A 22989-nucleotide genomic window follows, 5' to 3' on the forward strand; every position below is an offset into this window, starting at 1 on the left:
CTCGGCACCGCCTTACTATTACGGTAGTCTATAGCACATCGTGTACTTCATACCCTTAGTTAATCTGCTCGTCTGCAGCCTAACGTTATAATCTCTGCAGGGCCGACGGTTATCGTCAGCAAGCCATCAGCAGGTATGAGCGGCAGCAGGTTCTCTTCAAGTATATTGCTCTTGTACCAAGCTTGCTTGGCAGCATCTGCATGAATAGTGAGCTGTGCAGGCTTGTTCGAGGTGTTGTACCAGCGAATGATCTGATCTCCAGTGGAAGCATGAAGCTTCACAGCAGATAGTATCAACTCGCTGCCCCCCCATTGAAGCGGGCGATGGACCGCAGGCAAGGAGCCTGAATGAACGGTCGTCTGGACAGCTGTCCATGGTGTATGGAACAGAGCAGCCTTGACAGCAGCATCGTGACGGTTCCCTCTGCCTCGGTATGGTATGAGCTGGAGCTCAGCCGTCTGTTCCCCTATGCATTGGGCTTCGGGGGTGAGGAATACGCCCCAATCTCCCAGCTCACCAACGCTTCTCAGCAGAGTGACTGCAATTGTATTGCGACCGTCACGCATAACCTCATACTCATTCAATCCAAGATTGGCAACGGCAAGTCCAGCAGCTTGCTCATCCACAGCAACGAAGGTCTGAACATGCTGGCAGTTGCTAGGATTGTTCCACTCTACTGCAGGAACATTATCCCGCTCTGCAAGCTCGAAGATCGAATCAGCCACATGGACATCGGATTGCAAGTCCGTTGGGAACAGCATCCGGAGCCGGTGGTCAGCCGCTTGATTATTATAGGACACTCGGATACCGAGTACGTCGGCTCCCCTCTCCAACGTGAGCACGGTGTGCAGCTTGAGCGGAACAGTCGTGCTCGTGCGCTGCGACTTGCGGTCAGGGAAGTGTACCATCTGCTGTTGTTCGACCGTTAGCGCTGACTCCGCGTGGGCAGGAATCTCCCAATCTAATTCAATCGCAACGACTGTACGAAGATAACTCTGTTCAAGCACCTGAATATCAGCTTGAAGGTGTGCAGTTGTTCGAGCTTGCTCCCCAGCAGGCTGCTTATACATGTATTCATTGCCAATGTCCCCCGTATCTTCGAAGGAGCCTAAGTCGCGGTACAGCTTGCCGGTTGCCTTGTCCATGACGGTGAATGTGCCGTTGCTTGCAATGATGACACCCAGCTTATCGTTATCGAAGGCAACGGTATTCCCCTCTGAACGCAATGAATCCTGATGATCTGCAGCAGCAGCCTCGCTTGCTGGACCTGGGATGAACGCATAAGTGGCATAGCCTCCAGCCGGAACGTGCTCTGCTTGTATGGCAACTCGAACTCGTCTTGCCATATAAGGCTGGCGGAACTTGTCCGATGGCAGTGTATACCCGAATCCTACGCCTAAGTCCTCGAATACAGCGGGTACGAGTTGACCTTCATGGTTAACGATCTTCCCTTCAATGGAGTGTGAGGCTAGCCCTTGCGCAATCTCAGCTGGGGATGGTTCATAGAGCGGCACGCGCTCCAGATCCAGGTCGATGCGGATCAGTCCGCTGCGCTCAACTCCTGCCGTATTGAAGACAACGAATGGAACAGCTTCCGCATGGTTGAAGATATCAGTGTTAATCTCCCCGGTAATGGACGCTGTACTCTCCTCAATCAGACCTTCGGTCAGGTGGCGGCTCTTCGAGAATCTCGTCATCATCTCTTGGTGAACTTCGTCTACGCTGCAGCCGCAGATACTGTCATGAGGGTGATTCTGCATTAACATCTTCCAATTGTACGTGAATAAGTCATGAGGGTAAGGAACTCCAACGTTGCTGGCAAGGACAGCCAGCGGCTCAGCCACCTTCTCTAGCAGTGCTTGGCAGGCTTGGTTGGCTTGCTTAATATAGACTCTCGCGGAGGCTGTATTGACCAGTGTTCCCCAGCCGTCGGTGCGCTGGCTGCGGAGCTCTCCGCGAATGATCTTCAGATCAGGGCTAACGGCTCCCTGCACAGTTCTAATATAATCAGGGAAGTTCGTATGAATGAACTCGACATCAGGGAACTGCTGCTTCGCAACCTGCAGCGCTTCGGTCAGATTCGCTTGAACTGGCTGATGGTCGCATCCGTTCATGAAGAGCAGGTGCGGAGTGGAAGCATACTTAGCAGCATCCTGCATTCTCTGCTCCCAATAGACTCTCGACTCTTCGGGATCAACGGGAATCTCCATTCCATTATGGTACCAATTGGCAAATAGAATGCCTAACACCTTAGAGCCGTCAGGGGATTCCCATTCCATCTCGGAGTAGGGAGATTCGAAGTCTCCGTCAGTCACTACATTATTGGCCCCGGTTGGCTTAACGCCTCGGCCAAATAGAGCAGCTTCAATGCCAGCTTGGCGCATCATCTGCGGAGCTTGTCCCATGTTACCGAAGGAATCAGGGAAGTATCCGATCTTGGCTACCGGGCCGAATGCAGCTGCATCTTGATGACCAATCAGCAAGTTGCGCACATTAGCCTCGCTGCTCGTCAGGAACTCATCCTGAAGAATGTACCAAGGTCCATTAATGAGGCGGCCTTCGCGAACATACTTCTCAACCTTGCCCCGCATATCAGGGCGAACCTGCAAGTAATCTTCAATTATTATGGTCTGTCCGTCGAGATGGAAGCTCTTGAATTCCGGGTCCCGATCAAGCAGCTCAAGTACGGAATCCATGAGTCGAATGAGCTTCAGGTGGTGCTTCTCATAGGGCAAGTACCATTCCCGATCCCAATGTGTGTGTGATAGGACATGAACATGAGTCTGTGTTGTCATTAGATACCCTCCGTTACATATACAAGTATACAACTTGTATAGTTAACTTGTTATATTATATATAGACCAATGATATTCGTAATTAAGCTTATTGTAAATAGAAATATTGAATTCATAAGGAGTAAGTTGTATGCTTGTACTATTACATGGAACGGAGTGGGATGGATGACACAACGGGAGAAGCAGACCCCTATGTATACTCAGATTCACCATTACATTATAGATGGCATTGAAGCAGGGACCTGGAAGCCGGAAGAGAAGCTGCCTTCGGAGAATGAGCTTGCCTCGCAGTTCAGCGTCAGCCGCATCACCATTAAGAAGGCGCTCGATAAGCTGGTTGAGGAAGACAGGATCTATCGCATTCAGGGCAAGGGAAGCTTCGTCGCGAAGAATGGGAGACCGATTCTGTATGCTTCGGACAAGCAGAGGGGGAAGAAGCCTATCGTATCCTTGCTGCTGCCACGTGTGGATAACAGGTTCACCAGCAACCTGCTGAAGGGGATAGAGAGGACGTTAGACCAAGCGGGATGCCGCTTGCTGCTTAGCAGCACTTATGAGGATGCAGCAAGAGAGAAGCTTCGCATGCAAGAAGCAGTCGAGCTTGGGGTTAGCGGAATAATTGTCTATCCCGTTGACGGGGAGAGCTACAACGAGGACATTCTGAGGCTTACCTTAGATCGATATCCAATTGTCATTATAGATCGATATCTGAAGGGAATTGAGACGAACTGTGTCTGCTCCAATCATGAGCAGGGAGCCTACGAAGGGGTCAAGCATCTACTTGACCTAGGACATTCACAGATTGCCTTCGCTTCTTCTAAGCTGACAGGAACGACAAGTCTTGAGGACAGGCTGTCAGGCTATGAGCGCGCTCTGTCGGATTGCGGGCTGCCTGTTGACCGTAGACTGCTGTTGGATGAACTCCATGAGGATGATATTCGCAGCTATCTTCATAGGAACACTCAAGTAACAGCCGTATTCGCAAGCAACTATGGAATCGGTATGCGAATCATCCAGATTGCTCTCGCCATGGGCAAGAGAGTGCCGGAAGACCTATCCGTCGTCTGCTTCGACGATGATACCTACTCCTTCATGAATCAAGTGCCGCCAACCTGTGTTGTCCAGCAAGAGGAAGAGATAGGTGCGAAGGCAGCAGAGCTGCTCTTGGGGCTCATGGATAATCCAGATGCTGAGCGGAAGATGGTTAAGCTGCCAACATCCCTAGTGGTGCGGAAGTCCTCGGGAAGTGCATCAAGGGTACCCAATTGACGATGGCGTACGTTCAGAGTATGAGCTGTATATTCCTGTACTAGGCAGGACTGCCCTGACTGCTCTCCAGGAGCAATGGGGACTAGGCAGCTTGAAGAATCATACGATCAAGTCACAAGAGTGTTAGCAATAGTAAGGATAGTGGTAGAGCTGAATCAGGGGATACGATATAGTATGGGGGCTTACATCATAAGCGAAGGAGTTGTCTTATGCACCATACTAGCCATACTAGCCATACCAGTCATACTAGCCATAGCGAAGTTGTTACTTATACGTATCCAGCTAGCTGCCCGGCAGCGGAGGGCACCCAAGTAGAAGTGAACGGAGAGCCAGTCTTCGTGTACCCAGCCACGGTAGCGAACTTCGCAACGTTCTCCTTCACAGGAGAAGCATTCATAAGGATTCGTTCGAATGCTCCGTTAGAGAGCGTTGTCGTTCGTCCATTAAGCCGAGCGGTCATAGCAGAGGTGACAGCTGCTGACACGGCTTGCTTCACAATAAAGGAGCCGATGAATCTATACATTGAGCTGAATGGACAAGCCATGCCGCTATTCTTGTTCGCCAATCCGCTGGAAGAACATGTGCCGGATCCGAAGGATCCGAATGTCCTCTACTTCAGAGGCGGCGAGGTCTATGACGTTGGCATCCTACGCATTCATAGCGGCCAGACCGTGTACTTGGAGGGCGGGGCTGTCGTCCGAGGCGTCATTCGTTCAACGAACGCTAACCATATTCAGATTATTGGGAGGGGCGTCCTGGATGGATGTCTGGTGCCTCAACGTGGAGAAGGGCGGCAGTTCTTCGTCGTCCTGGAGGGGTGCCGAGATGTTCTCATGGAAGGAATTACGCTAATTGAGGCCCCCCACTGGATGATTGTCCTTGGCGCCTGTGAGCGTGTGCTCATACGCAATGTGAAGGAGATTGGCTACTGTGTCTCTTCGGATGGCATCGACATCGTTGGCTCGAAGGATGTGGTCATCGACGGGGTGTTCATTCGGAACAATGATGACTGCATTGCCGTCAAGGCATTGGATCTGCGTGAGCTTCACCCTCAGAATGCTCAGCTGGACTGGGGGCAGGATGTCAGCGGCATCGTGGTGAAGAACAGCGTCATGTACACGAGCGATGGGAATGCAGGCAATGCGCTTGAGATTGGATTCGAGCTGCGAACGGAGTCGGTAAGCGATATAGTATTCGACAATATTGACATCATCGCGGTTCATGGCTTCGGCTCAATTATGAGCATTCATAACGGGGACCGTGCGGTCGTCAGCGATATTCGGTACAATCACATTCGAATTGAGCACTTCTACGATAAGCTTATCGATATCCGCATGGTAGATTCCAGATGGAACTTCGATGCAGCTAAGGGCGGCATACGCAACATTCACTTCAGCAACATCCACGCCATCGAGCAGTCCTTCAACAGCGGCTACACTTGTTCCATCATAGGAGGACTATCAGATTATCCTATCGATCATATTATGTTCGAGCATGTCTATCTGAATGATAAGCGAGTGAAGAATGAAGATGATCTGTGGCTTCATACGAAGCACGCTCACAACATTCAATTCCTCTAGTGAGGGAAGAGACATTGTCACGATTGCCGAGACTGCCTGTAAGCCATCGGGGTGACACCGGTTATTCTCCTGAATACGCGGTAGAAGCTCTTCCGATCACGATAGCCTGCCAGATCAGCAATGACGCTGGTACTGAGCGCAGTAGTCTCTAGCAAGAGGCAGCTGCGCTCTATTCGTCTGTTCTGCAAGTATTGCAGGAAGGATAGCCCCGTGTGCAGTCTGAATTGCCGGTGCAGATGCCTTGTGCTCATCCCTGCCACCGCAGCCGCGCTCTCTGCCGTAACGGCCTCGCTGTAGTGCAGCTCCAGCCAGCCAAGCACGGCTTGCATGGCATTGGCGTGGGCCATTGAAGCAGGCACGGAAGGGTGCTCCTCCTCCTGACGGAACAGCTTAACAAGCAGGAGCAGCAGCCAGGCAGCAAGCGCAGTTGTATAGCCAGATCTCCTCCCCATGCTCTCCCGTGCCATACTTCGGAATATGCCCCCTAATTCCTCTTGCTGATCTCGGAACCTATACCAGTTGCGCGGATGGTCTCCAGTTGCATCCGAGTTATCCTCATTCGGACAATAAGGAAGGTTCAGCTCGTACTGCTTATTCAACTGAATGAGGCAAGCAGACTGCACGACGCAGTTATAGATAACGAGAGGCGGGGCAGGAGGCTGGCCCGACGGCCTGAACACATGAGAGACTCCTACGGGCAAGTAGAATATATCCCCTCGCTGCACGCGAATGAGCTCTTCCTCAATATAATGGAAGCCGCTCCCTTCCTCCACATAGATGATCTCAATGAATTCATGACGATGCTGCTCCAGATAGAAGCCTTCCTCTGAACGGCTGACATGGATAGGCTGCTCGTCAGGATACACTTCCCTGCCTGTTAGAATTCTAGAACTTCGCATCACTCAATACCTCCCGGCGATTTGTCATCATTCCCCTATGATGTTGTCTCATTCACACCCGCATGGATAGGATTAGCTTCATTATAATTAACCTCATCATGATGTAAAGGATTATCATGCATGCAGGGGAGAGTGTACAGGAATGGAACAACAAGAGAAGATCGCCTTATTAACGGATAAGCCGGACAAGGTAAGAGCCATATGGACAGACCCAGAGGGTCAAGGCAGGAACCTCTTCGCCCGGTTCAAGCTTACCCTGAAGCTGGATGCCCGTCCTGAGGAAGCGCTGCTGCATCTATTCGCGGACACTTCTTATCAGCTGTACGTCAATGGGAATGACATAGGCTCGGGCCCTGTTCGATTCGATCCCAGGTATCCGCTCTATGACACCCATGAATTGTCGCAGCACCTGAAGCCGGGAAGGAACGTCATTGCTGTACAAGTGAATTACGTCGGCCACAAGAGCTTCATCACGATGCTCTCGCAAGCTGGATTCATGGCTTGGGGGGGCATCGCCCAGAGGAATGGACCGAGAATCGACCTTGCTACTGGGACGGCTCCATGGCTGGCCAGCGAAGCGCCGGCTTATCGTTATGCAGCCAAGGCAAGCTTGTTCCTGAAGGCTGCAGACTTGTATGATCAACGGCTTGATCATACAGATTGGCATATTGCAGAGGGTGGGGACACACCATGGAAGCCGGCAGTAGAGCTGGGCAACCAAGAAGTGTGGGGAGCGCTGAAGCCCCGTTCCATCCCCTACATGTCAGGGACACTCCTTCAGCCGGAGCGAGTGCTACACGTCCTTCCACTGGCTCAACGGGAGGAGGTATACAGCTTCAGTGTACCGATGCCCCATGTGAATGAGATTCATGAGCCGGATCAGAATAGCAGATTCTATGCTTGCACGACCTGGATCTATACACCTGAGGCTTGTACCGTAACGATGGGGCTGTACTACCAGCATACATGGGTGAACGGCAAGCCGCTGGAGGCCGGTGTTCCATCACAAGTCCACAGCATGCGTCTCAATCACCGTGTGCAATTGCATGAAGGCTGGAATTACTATATGGCTGCCGGAGAGGCGCTTCAAGATATGGTTCATCATTATCTCGCTCTTCCTAAGGGGGCAGGGCTCCTTGTCTCTGCAGAGCGCGATTCAGGGTGCGGCACTCACTTCCGGAGAACCCCTGTACTTGCACATGAGGTGTATGACCGCCTGCTTCGCAGCAAGCTCCTGCCCTACTCCCCGGAAGACAACTTGGAAGAGATCGGCGGCTGGATTCCTGTGTTCGCCGATGAACAGGGAACGAGTCCTCAGATGGGGACCGGCTGGGACTGCTATGGTGAACCATGGGAGCAGCTCACGCCTAATGAATTAGAAGGTCATACTTTCCATCAGGAGGATTATCCGGAAGGCTTCTCAGTCCTCATTGATCTAGGCATGACTAGGCTAACGCGGCCTCGTCTGCTGCTTGAAGGAGCTGGAGGTGCCGTCGCAGACCTTACCTACAGCGAACATCTGAACGCGGATCAGCAGCATCTCCGTCATTATCATTGGTATGGACTGGGCGATCGGGCCATTGGAGCGGACCATCAAGCGCTCCTGGACTGGAGGATCACACAGCCGAGAGGCTTCCGCTACCTGCAGCTCACCGTTCGTAAGCCGCAGAGAGACATCATCCTCCGAGGGCTGGAGCTTCGTTCGGCAAGCTATCCAGCAGAGCAGAAGGGGAGGTTCCACTGCTCCGATCCTCTGCTGAATGAGATCTGGGCCATGGGGGCGAGGACACAAGCTGTGAATATGGAAGATGGCTATACCGATTGCGTCACGAGGGAGAGAGGGCAGTACATTCGGGATACCAATATTCAATATCATAATAATCTTGTGTTATTCGGCGATCATGCCTTAATGAGACGTTGTCTGGAGCTGGTTGGACAATCTCCTGACACCACCGGCAAGTTCAGAGCTGTCTATCCGAACACAGGGGATTACACGATATCGGACTTTGCATTGAATGCACTAGAAGGCTTCGGCGTCTATTATGAGCAGACGGGCGACCGTGAGCTCATCGAGCAATATTGGGAAGCCATTACCCGTAATCTGTCCTGGTTCCATGAGCTCGCGGATGAACGAGATGACTTGCTGCTTGATTCGGAGTGGGACGTGAAGCGCGGTGTTAAGGCGCACTATGGGGGATTCCATGGCGACTTGGCGATTACAGATGGGTACATGGATAGTACGGGGGTTCACTGTGTATTCAGCTGCACGTATCTCATTGCACTCCGATGGGCTGCTAGACTTGCTGGTGTCATCGGCAGAGAACAGGATCAAGCAGAGCTGGAGCGTCGAATGAATATCCTCGAGTCGTCCATCCGCCGTGTACTCTGGGATGAAGACAAGGGCTGCTACAGCGATAATCCAACACGCAGCACCCATTCCGTTCACGCCAGCTTGTTCGCTGCGCGTGCTGGGGTGATGACCGAGGAGCAGCGACCGAGGGTCATGCGTCATGTGAAGGAAGATCTGCGCTCCTTATTCGTGAACGGCTATGGTCCTGAGCAAGGTGTGTACGTATCCCCAAGCTTCTCCTTCTACATCTTCGAAGGACTATATCTCCTCGGACTTGCAGATGTCGCTGAGCATATGATGAGGCAAGGCTGGGGCTGGTTCCTCCAGCAGGGGCTGCGCCAGACTCCTGAATACTATGATCTGAGCCTCAGTCTATGCCATGCTTGGTCGGCTTGCCCGACTTACTTCCTGAGCAAGCATGTGCTTGGCGTGCATCTCCCGACCGTTAATGAGCCTGATGAGGTCATACTGCATGTAGATACGTCTGGGGTGTCCTCGGCGGAGGGTACCGTCCCCCATGCCCGAGGCTTAATCGAAGTGAAGTGGCATAAGGATGAGAACGGCGATATTCACTACGATGAGATAAGGCTGCCTGAGGGGATGAGGGCAATCATTCGGTAGCTCCTCTGGACGTCATGGCCTCCCCCGTTGTATGATGTTGATACATTAATGGACTACGAATGTATCAGCGTCGAATGAGACGAGAGATGGTGAGGGCGGAGTTATGTCGAGTGGAGAGAAGCTGGTACGAGGTCCGGTTGTCCTATATGAACAGATGCGTGTGAAAATATTAGAACTCATTCGGGAACGAGGTCTGAAGCCCCACGACCCCATGCCATCTGAGGTTGAGCTTGCGAAGCTGTTCGGCGTATCAACGCGAACGAGCAAGGAAGCGATGCTGCATCTTGTAAGCGAGGGCATCGTATACCGCATGCCTAGACGAGGAACCTTCCTGGCCAGACAGCCTGAAGGGGTAGAGTCATATACTGACAGTCAAGCCGTTCAAGCTGGAACGAAGGCAGTAGGCATCGTGGTCCCTGTCATGGATGAATATATTGGCCAAGTGTGTGCGGCGGCAGCAAGAGAGCTGAAGAGGCTTGGTTATGAATCCTTGTTCCGATTCACAGACGGGAGCGTTCACCAGGAGGACCAATTCATTCGTGAGCTTCGCGAGGAGTCCAGATTAGTTGGCATCCTGCTCTTCCCCGGCAATCGGAGGACTTGTGGGGATGAGGTGCTGCGTATGCACCTAGACAAGTTCCCGATTGTCGTCGTAGACCGGCTGTTCCGAGAGCTTAATCTGTCCAGCGTCGTTCACCATCACTACCAGGGTGCGTATGAGCTTACGGAGTATCTCATTCGCAAGGGACATAGGCACATCGGCTTCATATCGGAGGAGATTACCGGGATCATGAGCCGCGAGGACCGCTATGATGGGTATGCTGCCGCACATGTGAATCTAGGTGTTCCCGTGCAGTCCTCCTCTGTGCTCACGAGCCCAGGAGACGGGCAGAGACTTCAAGAGACTGATTCTCGGGACATTCTCCTCCGTTATCTTCGAGACAACCCGCAGATGACCGCTGTATTCTGCTCGAATGATTATGTCGCTCTGCAGCTTATGAACGCTGCATTAGAAGCAGGTATTACTATTCCAGGCGAGCTGTCCATAGTCGGCTATACCGACTTCCAGATGGCGAGCCTGCTGGCTGTTCCCTTGACGACCGTTCGCAAGCAAGGAGAGCCGCTCGGCCTTCAAGCTGCCCTGCTTCTCCATGAGCGAATCCAACATCCAGAGATGCCGCCAAGGACGCTGCAGCTTCCTACCCAGTTAATTGAGCGCAAGAGCGTTCGGGATTTGACTCACTAAGAGCTAATAAAGTACTTTCGCATGAGAATGCGGAGGTGCTTTTTTTTTGGCCAAATTTGTGAAGGGGGAGCCAGGGGGATGAAGAAATAACAATTGAATGTATCACTAATACATATTAGTATTAAATACATAATTACTGAAACATAGAAAGGAGAAGGACATATGCCGGCCAACCTCAAGCTTGGAATGAACCTTGGCTTCGCCATTAATAAGTATGTTGAACCTCACGTATGGGCTCGGATTGTCGCAGAAGAGATGGGGGTGAAGAACATTCAGTTCGTTGCCGATCTGCTGAACGTATTCCTGCCGGATGAGATTATTCAGGAGCAGGTAGAGCTCATTCAGAAGAATACAAGCAAGTACGGGTTAGAGGTAACGAGTACCTTCACCAGCGCATTCACGCGGGTCAACCACTTCATGCATCCGGACGCTAAGCAGAGGAAGGTGTGGCTGGAGTGGTTCAAGAAGTTCGCCAAGGTATCAAGGGAGATGGGAGCCCATTGTACTGGAAGCCACTTCGGTATTCTCACCTTCGCAGATTACGATGATGCGGCGAGGAGAGAGCACATGATCTCGGAAGGGATTAAGAACTGGAATGAGCTCAGCTGGTATGCGAGAGACCTAGGCATGACCTGCTTAATGTTCGAGCCGATGTCGATTCCCCGAGAGATGGCTAATACGGTAGAGGATACGAAGGAGCTGCTGCAGAGGTTGAATGAGAATGCAGGAGTGCCGTTCAAGATCTGCCTGGATGTGGGCCATGCGCCGCATCCGAACGACCGCGATCCTTACCGCTGGGTGCGGGAGCTTGGCAAGGATTCACCGATTATTCATATTCAACAGACGGAGCTGAATCACAGCCGTCATTGGCCTTTTACCGAGGAGTACAACAGGCAGGGCATTATTCTTGGAGAACCGCTGCTGCAGGCGATAGAGGAGTCTGGGCTTGAAGAAGCAGAGCTTGTATTCGAGATTGGACATCGTGAAGCGTGGGGAACGGAATTCAGAATTATCGCCGACCATGCCGAGTCCGTTCAATACTGGCGACAATTCGTGAAGGACTAACAGGAAGGAGGCGCTGTCCTTGCAAGCTAGTGTATTGCATGCGGTTGGCGACTTAAGATTGGAAGAGGTGCAAGCTCCGGTGCCGAAGGAAGGGGAAGTCCTCATCCGCATTCGTGCCTGCGGGGTATGCGGTTCAGACATTCCGAGGGTGTTCACCAAGGGAACCTACAGCTTCCCTACTATTCCCGGACATGAATTCGCAGGAGAGATTATTGCCGTCGGACCGCATACCGATGATTCCCTCATAGGCAAGGCAGCTTGTGTCTTCCCGCTGCTTCCCTGCAAGGAATGTGCATCCTGTGAGATAGGGGAATATGCCCTGTGTGACAACTACGACTATATGGGCTCACGTCGTGACGGTGCCTGGGCGGAATATATAGTTAGTCCGGTATGGAATCTGGTGCTTGCTCCGAATGGTCTGTCCTATGAAGAGATGGCAATGGTTGAGCCTGCTGCGGTCGCCATTCATGCGCTCCGCAAGGCGAAGATCGATATTGGCGATCATGTCCTGATCAGCGGGGCCGGGCCAATCGGGTTAATGCTTGCCCTATGGTCTAGAGCTTGGGGAGCGAGGACGGTCATGCTCGCAGATATTGATGAGGGCAAGCTGGCCTTCGCCGAGAAGCTCGGATTCGAGCATACCGTGAATCCTCTCCAGCATGATGTGGCCGCTTGGGTTCGTGAGCTGTGCGGCAAGGGAGCGGATGTCTGTGTAGAGGGAGCGGGAAGCTCGCCATCCTGGGACAATTGTCTGAAGGCCGCCAGACCGTTCGGACGCGTCGTCCTCATGGGCAATCCGGCAGGGGAGATGAAGCTGTCGCAGGGAGGGTACTGGGAGATTCTCCGCAAGGAGCTGACCTTGACCGGAACGTGGAATTCTTCCTACAGCAGCTTGCCCAAGAATGAGTGGGAGCTGGCTATGGCTTATATGGCATCCGGCAAGCTGCCGGCTCAGGCTCTCATCACGCATCGGGTGACGCTTCCTGAGCTGAAGGATGCGCTGGTTATGATGAGAGATCGCACGGAGTTCTACAATAAAGTAATGGTTGTGCATGAGCAGTCAGTGCCAGAGCAATCTAGCCTTACGAGGGGGAGCCAGGAATGATGAGAGCGGCGGTATTGGATCAACTGAATGAGATGGTAGTTAGAGAGGTAGATATGCCTGTGCTGGATGATGACAGCATCTTGATGAAGGTAGAGGCTGTGGGCATCTGCGGATCAGATATCCGTATCTATCATCATGGCAACAGCAGAGTCGCTCTGCCTCAGATTCTGGGACATGAGTCAGCCGGCCAGGTCGCGGCAGTAGGACGCAACGTCACGAAGTTCAAGGTAGGAGACCGCATCTCGCTTGGTGCTGATGTGCCTTGCGGAGAATGTGTATTCTGCGAAGCCGGCATCGGCAACAACTGCCAGATTAACTATGCAATGGGCTATCAATTCGCTGGCAGCTTCGCGGATTACGTCTTGCTTAACCGAATGATGACGTCCTATGGTCCCATCCACCAGATTGCCGATCATGTCTCTTACGAAGAGGCCGCGCTTGCTGAACCGCTCGCCTGTGTGCTGAACGGGCTGGAGCTGTCGAATGTGAAGCTTGGCGAGACGGTCGTTGTTATCGGTGCCGGACCTATAGGCTGCATGCTGTGCGAAGTGGCTGCGAAGATGGGGGCCAGAGTCTTATTAGTGAATCGTTCCCGACCTCGCCTAGAGATGGCAAGAGGCATTGGAGCGGCGCATGCGTACATCTGCGCGGCGGAAGAGAATGCGATAGAGCGAGTACTGGAGGAGACAGGCGGACTTGGCGCAGATGTCGTCATTACGTGCAATCCTTCGCCTGAATCTCAAGTGGATGCCATCTACATGGCGAAGAACCGCGGCCGGGTGAACTTGTTCGGCGGACTGCCCAAGGATCGTTCCATGGTAACGCTGGATACGAACATTATTCATTACAAGGAGCTGTTCGTCCATGGCGCGCATGGATCCCTGCCCCGACATCATCAGCAAGCAGTAGAGCTTATCAATAATGGAAGCATTGATATGAAGAAGTACGCGACTCATCATTATCCGCTAGAGCATATCAATGAAGCGATTGTTAAGGCGGAGAGCCATACGGGGTTCCGAGTCATCGTTAAGCCTTAGAGAAGGGAGTGAGAGAGGATGGGCAGCACCGCTAGCAGAATCTCACCCTCCATGATGTGCGTAGACTTCAGGAGACTGGAGGGCACGGTACGCTCACTGGAGCAGGCGGGGGTAGAATACCTGCACTTCGATATGATGGATGGACACTTCGTGCCTAACTTCACGCTTGGACCTGACTTCATGAACTGCGTACGAGACATGACCGCCATTCCGTTCGATCTGCATCTCATGATGCATAAGCCGGAGGAGCATCTTCATCTGTTCCAGCTCAGAGCAGGCGACGTGGTATCCGTCCATCAGGAAGCCACTCCGCATCTGCAGCGAACGCTGCAGGCCATACGTGAATACGGGGCGCTTGCAAGTGTAGCGCTTAATCCTGCCACGCCTATCTATACTATTGAGCATGTGCTGGATGACATCGACATGCTGCTCATTATGACGGTCAATCCGGGGTTCGCCGGGCAGAAGCTGATTCCCGCTACGCTGAGGAAGATTAGAGCGGCAAGAGCCTATCTGGATGCGCAGGGCTTCAGCCATATTCCGATTGAGGTCGACGGCAATGTCAGTTGGGATAACGCGGTCAAGATGCGAGAGGCAGGAGCGGACATTTTTGTCGCGGGGACTTCGAGTATTTTCCGCAAGGATGGGGATCTGGAGCAGTTAACGAGGGAGTTCAGAACGTGTATTGCTTAAGTGGGACGAATGTATCCTATCTGGGAGGAGCTGTGCAGCATGACCGATCGTGCTTATGCTTGGTTCGAGGAGAAGCAGAGAGACAGAGGAATTAACCTAGAGGAGGTGAAGGGTCGCTTAAGAGCTCTTCAGATCGAGACGCCGTCATGGGCGTTCGGAGATGCGGGTACCCGGTTCAAGGTGTTCCGCCATTCGGATGCGCCTCGCACGCCGTATGAGAAGATTGATGACGCGGCTCTGGTCCATCGATTGACCGGCCTCTGTCCAAGTGTAGCCATTCACATTCCATGGGACCATGTCGAGGATTACAGCAAGCTGACCCGGCATGCGGAGAGTGTAGGAGTGCGTATCGGCGCCGTGAATCCTAACTTGTTCCAGGATGATGAATATATGCTTGGAAGCGTGACCAATCCGGATGCGGCCGTCAGACGCAAGGCAATCACGCATCTGCTGGACTGTGTCGATATTGCTAGAGAGACGGGGTCCAAGGATCTTAGTCTCTGGTTCGCGGACGGTACCAATTATCCGGGTCAGGGCCATCTGCGCCAGCGCAAGGCTTGGATGCAGGAAGCGCTTCAGGAGATGTACCACGCGCTTGACCCCTCCATGCGGATGCTGATTGAGTATAAGTTCTTCGAGCCTGCCTTCTACCACACTGACCTGGCGGATTGGGGAATGGCGTACAATGCAGCGATCAAGCTGGGTGATCAGGCTCAGGTGCTCGTCGATACGGGACATCATGCCCAAGGAACGAACGTCGAGCACATCGTTGCGTACCTCATTGATGAGAATAAGCTTGGCGGCTTCCACTTCAACAGCCGCAAGTACGCGGATGATGATCTAATCGTTGGTTCCATGAATCCCTATGAATTATTCCTCATCTTCCATGAGATCGTATCAGCCTCCTTAGATGGAGAAGCAAGTATTCGTGAGACGGTAGATAACATTGCCTACATGATTGACCAGTCTCACAATATTGAGCCTAAGATACCAGCAATGATTCGCTCCGTGTTGAATGTGCAGACGGGGTATGCTAAGGCGCTGCTAGTGAATAGAGAAGTGCTGGCTGAAGCGCAAGCAGCAGGAGATGTGCTTGGCGCGGAGGAAGCGGTTCGCCAGGCGTTCGAATGCGACGTGTCGCCGCTCGTGAAGATGATGAGAGAAGAGCAAGGCTTGCCACAGGACCCTATGCGTGCTTACAAGGAGCGATATGGAGACGGCACAATGTATCGGGTGTAAGAAGATGCTCCTATCATGAATGGTTAAGACCTCCTAGGCGCTGAGCCTTAAGGAAATTCTTCATCTGGATATAAGCAATACAAGTTCATTGTATCCTGCATACTCCCCATGAATTCAGCCAATCCTATAGTCGGGCAGCTATAGCCCATTCACACTGATTCTCGGATGGAGGTTGATTCATGCAGAGGAAGTGGCTCATCATGACAGCGGGAGTAGCCATCAGTGCTATGCTGTCCGGTTGTGGAATGCAGAGTCAAGGTCATCTCGGCAATCGTAATATTCGTAATCACAGCGTGACCTATGATGCGAATGGCAATATGGTCCAAGACAAGAGGTTCGCCATTGATCAGATGAACGAGATGAACCGTGTGAACGGAAGAAGACTGAACAACAATAACTTGGTCGGCTCTCATAAAAATTATCACATCGAGATGAATCGCAAGATCTCGGATGAAGTAAGTGCGATGCCTCATGTGAAGCATGCTGCTGTACTCGTCACGGACAGCAACGCCTACGTAGCCGTCTCCCTTCGCGACCTTCATAACATGAGCCGGATGAAGAGCCGCACGAATGCCAGCTACGAACAGGACGGCATGAAGCAGGATAGAACGATTGGCATCTTATCCACAGGGGAAGAGAGTCTTACCCAAGAGATGAAGGACGAGATTGCAGCCAAGGTGCGGGAGCTCCGTCCCAGCGTCCATCATGTCTACGTATCCGCTAACCCGGACTTCGTCGGACGGATGAACAGTTACATGGAGGACTTCAAGCTGGACCGCTCCATTCAAGGCTTCGTCGCCGAATTCAATGCGATGGCAGAGCGGCTGTTCCCGGCAAGCTCTGGAAGGAATGGGATGGGCGTTCGTGCACAAGGAATCGAAGGCCAGCGCTTCGACAGCTACATCTACGATTAACAGTGGTACAGATTGGCATTTCATCGGAACCAATAGAGCCAGAGCGGGCATTAGCTGTAACTAGCCCGTCTGGTTTTTTCGTGTTTTCGTTGCATCGTGCAGTTGACCCTCTATTCGTATTCCGATACAGTACAATTGAGAGACTAGCTGATTGAATGATTGTTATTATACATAGCCTATTCGTGTGAGGAGCAAGCTGATGATGAAGAAGGTAACAGCATTAATGGGTCTATTCCTGCTCACCTTATTATTCCTAACTCCCCCAAGCCAAGTTCAGGGGGCAGGAGGTAATCTGCTCTCAGACAGCGGCTTCGAGAGCGGGACCGCTGGAAGCTGGAAGGCCGATGAGTGGACGCCAGGTACTAGCACCTTAGCGATGACGAAGGAGGTTGCACACTCTGGAGCAGGTGCTGCACATATTGTAAGCGCCTCAGCTAATCATGCGAAGTGGTTGCAGACGATTCAGGTTGAACCGAACAAGATCTACCGGCTGTCGAGCTGGGTGAAGGTTCTATCAGCTGGCCCGAATGCGGCTGGTGCCGGCGTATTCGTCGGTGGCGTAGGTGAGTCTCTGCCAGAGCTAAGGAAGCCTTCGGAGGAGTGGCAGCAGGTCGTCGTATACGGCCGGACAGGGGAATCTCAGACTGAGCTCCAGGCCGGAGTGGCTGTAGGAGGCTATGGCAGTCTGAATACCGGTGAAGCCTACTTCGATGATGTGCTCTTAGAGAAGGTTAACGATGCCCCTCAAGACGCTACCATCTATGACTTCAGCGGCGGAGGATCTGCTCCTGCACCTACTCCAGAGCAGAAGCCCCCTGTGAGAATCTCGGCACTTCCCGTACTGCTATTCTCCGCCTTATTCTGGTTATTATTCGTTCTTGTGAAGTCTGTGCTCCTAAGGAGTACCAAGCAAGCAGAGCTTGCGCGAACAAGTCGTTCCATTCAGCGCTGGACCCTTGCTGCGATTGCGGCAGGACTAGCTCTTCGCATAGGAATCGCCATAGCTGTACATGGATATTCCACGGATCTGAACACCTTCATGTACTGGGCGCAGCATGCTTATGAGCATGGCTTGCCGAACTTCTACCAGGAGGGCATGTTCGCGGATTACCCCCCAGGGTACTTGTATGTACTCTATGTTATTGGAGCTATTCGCACGCTGCTTGACCTGCCCATGGGCTCCGATGGGGCAACCCTGCTGCTTAAGCTGCCCGCTATCCTGGCAGACCTGGCTACAGGATATCTGATCTATCGCCTTGGATGGAGCAAGCTGGGACATAAGGCGGCCTTCGGTCTGTCCTTGCTGTATCTTTTCAACCCGGCTGTACTTGTTAATTCCTCCGCTTGGGGTCAAGTGGACTCCTTCTTCGCCATGTTCCTGTTATTAGCGTTGTACGCCGTCAAGGAGGGCAAGACGGAGAGAGGGGTCATACTGTTCGCCGTCACGGTCTTGATTAAGCCGCAGGCACTCATCTTCACCCCTGTCTTGCTGTTAATACTTGCTTGGAGAGGGGAATGGAAGAGGACTCTGCTTAGCGCGCTGTACGGTGCTGGGGCATTCGCGGTACTAGCCGCACCCTTCTTCTGGAGCAACGGCGGTGTCTCTGCCATTATCAAGCTGTACCGAACGACGCTGGAGTCGTACCCTTATGCAAGTGTGAATGCATTCAATCTGTTCAATCTGACAGGGGGCAACTGGCAGCCGCTGGAGAAGGAATGGATGTGGGTCTCCTACAGTACCTGGGGGAACCTGGCCATAGTCCTCGCTGTCGCAAGCGCAGTATGGCTGTTCCTCGGCAAGCAGGGGCGCAAGCTGGCTCAATCAGGCTCGAGCGGAGCCTTCTATATCGGTCTTGTCCTAATTGCCATCATGTTCATTGTTGGCGCGAAGATGCATGAGAGATATCTGTTCCCAGCTATTCTCCTCTGTATCTTCAGTTATATGGAGATGAAGGATCGACGGATTCTCCACCTGCTGCTGGGACTCAGTGTCACCCACTTCATTAACGTTGGGTATGTACTCGCATATTCCGCGCACAATCAGCATCCAGAGAGCCATGACGGGATTGTAATCGTATCCTCTATCCTGAACCTCGGTCTGCTGATCTATATGTTCATTATCGGGTATGATTGGTTCTGGAAGGGGAGAACCATTCCGCTCGAACCCGCAACAGATGCACAGCGCAGAGAGGAAGATGAGCGGCTGCTCGCGGCTGTTCCGCAGTCGGCGGGCCATCGTCTCACTCGCAAGGATTGGTGGTGGATGGGCGGAATTACCCTCCTCTATACGGTAGTTGCGCTGATACAGCTTGGAGATATGCGAGGTCCAGAGACGAGCTGGAAGCCTGCATCGGTGAACGAGAGCTTCTATGTTGATCTCGGTGAGACGAAGCAGCTTAGCAGCGTTCACTTGTATGGCGGAGTCGGACGCGGGAAGTATATGCTCGAATTCGGGAACAGTCTAGATGGGTGGAACTCTCCCCTTACGGTTGAAGAGGGAGTCGGCCGTGTCTTCCAGTGGAATGCTCTGCCGCTGACGGTATCCGCGCGTTACGTCAAGCTGACCGTGCTGGAGAAGGGATTCGCCCTGCATGAGATCGCGTTCTATCAAGGGAGTGAGACGAAGCCGCTGCGTATTGAATCAATGGGGGAAGTTGCAGCAGGCAGCGATATTTCCAAGAAGGGAAGCTTCTCTGCCTTGTTCGACGAACAGGCTAAGGTTCCCTATAAGCCTAGTTATAAGAATGGGACCTACTTCGATGAGATCTATCATGCCAGAACGGCATATGAGCATATTGAAGGCATTGTACCGTATGAATCAACCCATCCTCCGCTCGGCAAGCTCCTCATCGCGATAGGGATTAAGCTGTTCGGGCTGAATCCGTTCGGCTGGCGTATTGTGGGAACGTTATTTGGAGCGGCGATGCTGCCCTTGATTTACTTATTTGCAAGACAGCTGTTCGGGAAGCCGGAGTATGCGGCTGCCGCCGCGGGACTGTTCGCGGTCGATTTCATGCATTTTGTCCAGACTCGAATTGCGACTATTGATGTGTACGGCGTCTTCTTCATCCTGATCATGTTCTACTTCATGTATCGCTATTACACGGTCAGCTTCTATGAAGTTCCTCTTCGCAAGACGCTGCTTCCTCTGTTCCTTGCCGGTCTGTTCTTCGGCATTGGCGCGGCTTCGAAGTGGATAGTCATCTACGGCGGTATTGGACTCGCGGTTATGCTCGGGCTGTCGCTGTTCGAGCGTTACGTAACGTACAGGGCTGCGAAGCGCAAGCTTGCAGGGCGCAGCGTACCAGAGGCTGCAAGGGAGAGATATGAGCACATCGTGAACGTCTTCCCTAGATATACCGTTCTCACCTTAACTGTCTGTGTGCTGTTCTATGTCGTCATTCCGCTCGCCATCTATGCAGCAGCCTTCATCCCGACGTTGACTGCCGAGGATCGAACCTATACGCTGCAAGGACTCATCAATGAACAGAAGCATATGCTCGATTACCACAGTGAGCTGGTCGCGACACATCCGTTCGCCTCGTCATGGTGGGAATGGCCGTTCATGAAGCGTCCGGTCTGGTATTACAGCGGGAATGGCTCGGTCTCGCCGGATCAAGTGTCGAGCATCGTTGCGCTTGGCAACCCGCTCATCTGGTGGGCTGGAATATTCGCCGTGGTTGCTGCGATATGGCTGAGTATCAAGCGGAAGGACCGCCGCATGTATATCATCTGGATTGCCTTCCTATCGCAGTATTTGCCTTGGATGCTGGTGCCTCGCTTGACGTTTATTTATCATTATTTTGCGATGGTCCCCTTCCTCATTCTGAGTATCGTCTATCTATTCTCAGTATGGGAAGCGAAGCAGCCAGCGGTACGCCGGCTCAGGATGGTCTATATCGGCAGTGCAGTGCTGCTGTTCCTATTATTCTATCCCGTCTTATCTGGTATGATTGTAAGTGAAGATTATGTAGAGGCCATGTTGAGATGGTTCTCCAGTTGGGTATTCTATAGCTGACGGCTGGAGTGAAGGAGATGGACAAGGATGAGAGCAACCTATAGCATTATCGTTCCGATGTACAACGAGGAAGAAGTCATTGAGACAACCTATCGGAGGTTGAAGCTCGTCATGGATTCCCTGCAAGAGCCTTATGAGCTCATTCTCGTGAATGACGGGAGCCGGGATCGGACTGCATCCATCGTCGAGGGGCTGTGCGAGCAGGATTCCAGGCTGAGGTTCATTAACTTCTCCCGCAACTTCGGCCATCAGATTGCGATTACAGCGGGGATGGACTATGCCGAGGGTGACGCCATTGTCATCATTGATGCCGATCTTCAGGATCCGCCGGAAGTGATACTGGACATGATTGCGAAGTGGAAGGAAGGGTACGAGGTCGTATACGGCAAGAGGCAGAAGCGCAAGGGAGAGACCCTGTTCAAAAAAACAACAGCACTGCTCTTCTACCGCTTCCTGCGCAGCCTGACCAACGTCGACATTCCAACTGACACCGGAGACTTCCGATTAATTGATCGTAAAGTATGTGATGTGCTCAAGGGGCTCAAGGAAAAAAATCGATTCGTACGCGGCTTGGTCAGCTGGGTAGGCTTCCGTCAGACGATGGTCGAGTATGTGAGGGAAGAGCGGTTCGCCGGGGAGACCAAGTATCCGCTCAAGAAGATGATTGGGTTCGCCCTAGATGGGATTACTTCCTTCTCGTACAAGCCTCTGAAGCTTGCCAGTTATGTAGGCTTCGCCGTATCGTTCACGTCCTTCGTCTACTTGGTTGTCGTGCTGCTGCAGAAGCTGTTCGGCGGAGTGGACGTGAAGGGCTGGGCATCTACGATTGCGGTAACGCTGCTGTTCAATGGACTTATTCTCATCATACTAGGCGTCATTGGCGAGTATATCGGACGAATCTACGAGGAGTCGAAGAACAGGCCGCTCTATATCGTGAGAGAGACGCAAGGGTTCCATGCTGAGCAGCGAGCTGCACAAGGCATGGATTCGTCTTCGCACAAGGAAGCTGTGGAACGAGAGCGTGATTATGCCCGCAGCTAGCCGTGCTCAGCTGGTACGCCAGTTCATTACCTTCAATCTGGTCGGACTTATGAACACCGCTGTTGACTTCGCCATCTTCACCCTGCTGATCTGGCTTGGACTGAATGTACCGCTGTCCCAGGTCGTGTCGTACAGCGCTGGGATGGGGAACAGCTATGTCATGAACCGCCTTGTTACGTTCAAGAGTGGCAAGGTGACAGCGGCGGCTTCTCGCAAGCAGGCTCTTCGATTCCTTGCGCTGAACTTGGCCGTGCTGGCTGTGTCGCTGGGACTGCTGCATGCCGCCACAAGCTGGCTTGGTCTTCACCCGCTGCTCTCCAAGCTGCTCGTTACAGGTGTGACGATGGTGCTGAACTTCGTTGGCAGCAGAAGCTGGGTATTTCGGAACGTAGCGGGAGACGGGGCAGCGGGGTAGGTGGGAGGTGCAGATGCCGATGCAGGTGCTCCCCAACATCGTATGTCTTACATAAGCCAATGTCATCTAGAGGCATTGGCTTGTTTTTTATTCTCAGCATCAATATTGTGCGAAGTGCCCATTTTCCCCCGACATCGCACCATTGACTCCGCGAATTCATACTATACTTTGACTGTATCCCTTAACCTTGTTAAAACCATATAAAACCCGCGCAAGGAGGGGTGATTAAACTTTGAAGGGTAGCGACCACAAGAGCAAGTTCCTATTAACCCATCGTGAACGCGAGGTATTCGAGCTTCTGGTACAAGACAAAACGACTAGGGATATTGCACAACAATTATTCATTAGTGAGAAAACCGTACGCAATCATATCTCCAACGTCATGCAAAAATTAAACGTTAAAGGTCGTTCGCAAGCGGTTGTCGAGCTAATTAAGCTTGGGGAGTTACAAATCTAACTTTCTAAACCTTGATAAACCTTCTTACCAGCTTTCGCAAGAAAGCAGGGATAGGAGGTTTTTTGATTTGGGGTACATAGGCTACAACATTTAGGCATCGGGATGTTCCAGCTGGATGACAGCCTCCTTCTCCATCGGATTTGAATACAACGGTATAAGATCACCAACAGTGCATAGCCGGACGAGATTCTATGGATCTTGTTCGGTTTTTTATTGTTGCGTAATCTAGGAGTGCCGTCAGTACC

At 52.4% G+C, this 22989-nt stretch carries 16 protein-coding genes; 14 read left to right on the plus strand and 2 right to left on the minus strand.

Annotated features, from left to right (window positions below):
• Positions 1–59: 59 nt before the first annotated feature.
• Positions 60–2795, minus strand: a complete 2736-nt coding sequence (locus tag ACFO9Q_RS21370; protein WP_379185611.1) for an alpha-mannosidase — start codon at positions 2793–2795, stop codon at positions 60–62.
• 165 nt (positions 2796–2960) lie between these two features.
• Between ACFO9Q_RS21370 and ACFO9Q_RS21375 the strand changes: the two genes are divergently transcribed.
• Both ACFO9Q_RS21375 and ACFO9Q_RS21380 read left to right on the plus strand, forming a co-directional pair.
• Positions 2961–4064, plus strand: coding sequence for a GntR family transcriptional regulator (locus ACFO9Q_RS21375; RefSeq protein ID WP_379185612.1), 1104 nt, complete (start codon positions 2961–2963; stop codon positions 4062–4064).
• 209 nt (positions 4065–4273) lie between these two features.
• The gene (locus tag ACFO9Q_RS21380) at positions 4274–5644 is read left to right on the plus strand and encodes a glycosyl hydrolase family 28 protein (RefSeq protein ID WP_379185613.1); all 1371 of its coding nucleotides are present in this window, start codon (positions 4274–4276) and stop codon (positions 5642–5644) included.
• 17 nt (positions 5645–5661) lie between these two features.
• On the opposite strand, the gene ACFO9Q_RS21385 is transcribed toward ACFO9Q_RS21380, so the two are convergent.
• Entirely contained in the window at positions 5662–6543 is an 882-nt protein-coding gene (locus ACFO9Q_RS21385) for a helix-turn-helix domain-containing protein (RefSeq protein ID WP_379185614.1), read from the minus strand.
• A 142-nt stretch (positions 6544–6685) separates the two neighbouring features.
• On the opposite strand from ACFO9Q_RS21385, the gene ACFO9Q_RS21390 reads away from it, so the two are divergent.
• From ACFO9Q_RS21390 to ACFO9Q_RS21445, 12 genes are all read left to right on the plus strand, one after another.
• Positions 6686–9514, plus strand: a complete 2829-nt coding sequence (locus ACFO9Q_RS21390; protein ID WP_379185615.1) for a hypothetical protein — start codon at positions 6686–6688, stop codon at positions 9512–9514.
• Positions 9515–9617: 103 nt separating this feature from the next.
• Entirely contained in the window at positions 9618–10760 is a 1143-nt protein-coding gene (locus ACFO9Q_RS21395; protein ID WP_379185616.1) for a GntR family transcriptional regulator, read from the plus strand.
• Between the two features lie 162 nt (positions 10761–10922).
• Positions 10923–11825 (plus strand): sugar phosphate isomerase/epimerase family protein, encoded by a 903-nt coding sequence (locus tag ACFO9Q_RS21400; protein WP_379185617.1) that lies wholly within the window; start codon positions 10923–10925, stop codon positions 11823–11825.
• Positions 11826–11844: 19 nt separating this feature from the next.
• Positions 11845–12930: a galactitol-1-phosphate 5-dehydrogenase gene (locus ACFO9Q_RS21405; protein ID WP_379185618.1), complete on the plus strand. Its 1086-nt coding sequence runs from the start codon at positions 11845–11847 to the stop codon at positions 12928–12930.
• Positions 12927–13967, plus strand: coding sequence for an alcohol dehydrogenase catalytic domain-containing protein (locus ACFO9Q_RS21410; RefSeq protein ID WP_379185619.1), 1041 nt, complete (start codon positions 12927–12929; stop codon positions 13965–13967). The genes ACFO9Q_RS21405 and ACFO9Q_RS21410 overlap by 4 nt, the downstream gene beginning before the upstream one ends.
• A gap of 18 nt (positions 13968–13985) precedes the next feature.
• On the plus strand, positions 13986–14660 hold the full coding sequence (gene rpe / locus ACFO9Q_RS21415) for a ribulose-phosphate 3-epimerase (RefSeq protein ID WP_379185620.1): 675 nt from the start codon (positions 13986–13988) through the stop codon (positions 14658–14660).
• Between the two features lie 39 nt (positions 14661–14699).
• The gene (gene rhaI / locus ACFO9Q_RS21420) at positions 14700–15899 is read left to right on the plus strand and encodes an L-rhamnose isomerase (protein ID WP_379185621.1); all 1200 of its coding nucleotides are present in this window, start codon (positions 14700–14702) and stop codon (positions 15897–15899) included.
• A gap of 179 nt (positions 15900–16078) precedes the next feature.
• Positions 16079–16813: a YhcN/YlaJ family sporulation lipoprotein gene (locus ACFO9Q_RS21425; RefSeq protein WP_379185622.1), complete on the plus strand. Its 735-nt coding sequence runs from the start codon at positions 16079–16081 to the stop codon at positions 16811–16813.
• 199 nt (positions 16814–17012) lie between these two features.
• Positions 17013–20831, plus strand: a complete 3819-nt coding sequence (locus tag ACFO9Q_RS21430) for a glycosyltransferase family 39 protein (RefSeq protein WP_379185623.1) — start codon at positions 17013–17015, stop codon at positions 20829–20831.
• 27 nt (positions 20832–20858) lie between these two features.
• Positions 20859–21872 carry a glycosyltransferase family 2 protein gene (locus tag ACFO9Q_RS21435; RefSeq protein WP_379185624.1) on the plus strand — a complete coding sequence of 338 codons (1014 nt, stop codon included), beginning with the start codon at positions 20859–20861 and terminating at the stop codon, positions 21870–21872.
• Positions 21859–22287: a GtrA family protein gene (locus ACFO9Q_RS21440; RefSeq protein WP_379185625.1), complete on the plus strand. Its 429-nt coding sequence runs from the start codon at positions 21859–21861 to the stop codon at positions 22285–22287. The genes ACFO9Q_RS21435 and ACFO9Q_RS21440 overlap by 14 nt, the downstream gene beginning before the upstream one ends.
• A gap of 232 nt (positions 22288–22519) precedes the next feature.
• A complete protein-coding gene (locus ACFO9Q_RS21445) occupies positions 22520–22744 on the plus strand; it encodes a helix-turn-helix domain-containing protein (protein ID WP_006040330.1) in 225 nt (74 codons plus the stop codon).
• Positions 22745–22989: the final 245 nt, after the last annotated feature.

The organism is Paenibacillus sp. GCM10023252 (assembly GCF_042653305.1).
Classification (GTDB): Bacteria; Bacillota; Bacilli; order Paenibacillales; family Paenibacillaceae; genus Pristimantibacillus.